At 30.1% G+C, this 2355-nt stretch carries 2 protein-coding genes; both read right to left on the bottom strand.

Going from position 1 to position 2355, the window contains the following annotated elements; translation table 11 throughout:
* Nucleotides 1-12: 12 nt before the first annotated feature.
* Nucleotides 13-861, bottom strand: coding sequence for a hypothetical protein (locus OQ5_RS0101105; RefSeq protein ID WP_016775723.1), 849 nt, complete (start codon nucleotides 859-861; stop codon nucleotides 13-15).
* Between the two features lie 137 nt (nucleotides 862-998).
* Nucleotides 999-2309 carry an AlbA family DNA-binding domain-containing protein gene (locus OQ5_RS0101100; RefSeq protein ID WP_016775722.1) on the bottom strand — a complete coding sequence of 437 codons (1311 nt, stop codon included), beginning with the start codon at nucleotides 2307-2309 and terminating at the stop codon, nucleotides 999-1001.
* Between the last annotated feature and the right edge of the window lie 46 nt (nucleotides 2310-2355).

Raw genomic sequence — 2355 nt, 5'->3', positions numbered from 1 at the left:
GTGTGTAGTTTTTTATTCATGCCGATAATTTTCTCCTCTTTTTTCTCGTTCTATTATTTCATTTATAAATTTTTCAATTTCCGAATTTCCAATTTTCACAACTTCATAACTTATCTTCTTGATATATTTAGGATAGAAATATTCAAAAGGTGTCAGCATTGAATCCAGTGCAAAACGATTACTTTTAAATCTACCCATATCAACTATCATTTGATAAATTGAATTTACCAATGTATATCTTGATGTCGTTGTTACAATATTCTCTCCGTTCAGCATGTCAGTAATATCATGACTGAATTCCGCTGAATATTTTGGCTTAAATGCATATTCCCATTCACCATGTTGAACCTTGTTCCTAATAGAAAAATTTGGCACCAAATGGTCAGTGATTATTCTCCTTAACTCAAGATATTGGTCAACAAGTTCATTGCCTAAGTTTCTTCTTTCTCTGTCAATTCTTACTGTACTACAAATCTCATCCCCAACTGGAACCAAATCATATGCGATTGAAAAAACTATTTTTAAAGTTTCATACCATTTTTGGTCAAGAGCTGGTCGTTTTATCAAATAATCTCTTTGTCTATCGCTAAAAAGATTCCGTTCATATAGTAATCTTTTAATACTTTCCTCTGCCCATGAAACCTGAATTCCAGAGAGTATTCTAGAAAAAGATTTTTCAATTTTACGTGTGTTTATTTTATTCGAATCAAAATTACTTAAAGTAAATATGTAATTATCATTCTTGTCCTTCGATTTATATAAGTCTTTGATTTGGTTTCGAATATTATCAAAACCAATTTTCAGAAGCTTTATGTTCTCATTATGATACTGAAAATATTGTTCTACTTCTTGGTCTGTCATATTCGTTAATTTTAAGATTGAGACCCAGCCGAAGAGAAATCACTTGTATTCCTCTTCGGCTGGGAATCGAACCCAGAAGGCGTTTCAGCCTTGACACCTGTCCACGCTACTCTTGTAGTTCTTCGATGTCTTAGTTTTTATTCATTTCTTTCAAAATATTGCTTTCCAAATATAACCAAATCAACATGACATATTGCTTTTCTAATAAACGATTTAGTCGTATCTGATTGGTTAAAATGATTATCGTATAATTCTTTAAGTATGTACAGGATGTGCGAAATGTCAATATCATCTGTTTTTAGATGAGTTATTGCTTGAATAAGATATCTTAACGAAGCAGAATCTAAATTTTTTAAATCAATTTCAGACTTATTTTTTATAGAATCTAATGCCGAAGTAATGCTTTTCGCCGCATCTGTTCCACTTTTAATATTTCCAATTTCAAATCTATTATAATTACTTTTCTCCTTGTAAAGTCTTGTCTTTAAATTACTAACCTTTGGTCCTTTTTCTTTTAATAATAGTTTTTCAACACTTACTGGACTCAGTTTTGAAGTAACTATATAGTAATATATTGGATAGTATTCGGTGTTCTCATAGGCTACTTTTCTGAAAAATTCTTTTGCGGAATCCATATCCAAATCCTGTTCAAAAAATGATTTATACAATTCAAAATGTGTAATAATCTGATATTTTTTCTCAATAAGTTGAATTACTTTATTACTATCAATTGGTAAGACGTCGCCTATTAGTTTTAATGTAGGTGCACCATCTTTCTCAACAAAACTACCTTCATTTATAAAAGAAATCTTCTCCAATAATTCTTCTGGAATAAGTAGTTTGTTACCACTACCCATTAGTTCACCATTCTCTATGTTTAGAATACCAACATTCTCAACGCCTATTGTCGCAACATTATTCATTAGTTTTAACCATCGTTCATTTAAACGATTATATTTTTCTTCCATAATGTTTCTTAAATCACCATATGAAATACGGCGACTTTGACCCGGATAACGATAAAAAATGTCACTCTCTTGAATTGTTTCACTTGCTGATTTAATCGCAACCACAGGTTTGTCATTAGATTTATAAACATATAAGAATCCTAACTCAAAACCTTCTATCTCTTTAGTGAATAACTCAAATTTTATTTCAGGTGCAAAAAAACCAAGCAATTCTTGAGATAAATCCTTATTGTCAAATTCTCGCAACTTGTTATTTTTCAATCCTATTAACTCACCATTATTCTTAACACCATAAATAATTAATCCTCCATTTGCATTAGCAAAACTTGCAATCCATTTATGGAGTTTTTTATCCTTATGCTTAGGACTTTGGAAACTTTCTTTAAATTCAATTTCAGAATGTTCTTTCTGACGAATTACATTTTCACTTACAATGAAATATTTTTTCCAATCAAATTCCTTTTCAAATGATGTATTCACAATGTTAATAATTTAGGTAGACTGTCTCTTAAAATTACACACAACG

This window comes from Anaerophaga thermohalophila str. Valhall, from assembly GCF_000250735.1.
GTDB classification, from domain to species: Bacteria; Bacteroidota; Bacteroidia; order Bacteroidales; family Marinilabiliaceae; genus Anaerophaga; species Anaerophaga thermohalophila_A.
The sequence above is the reverse complement of the archived record's forward strand: the minus strand, read 5'-3'. Positions and strand labels throughout refer to the sequence as shown.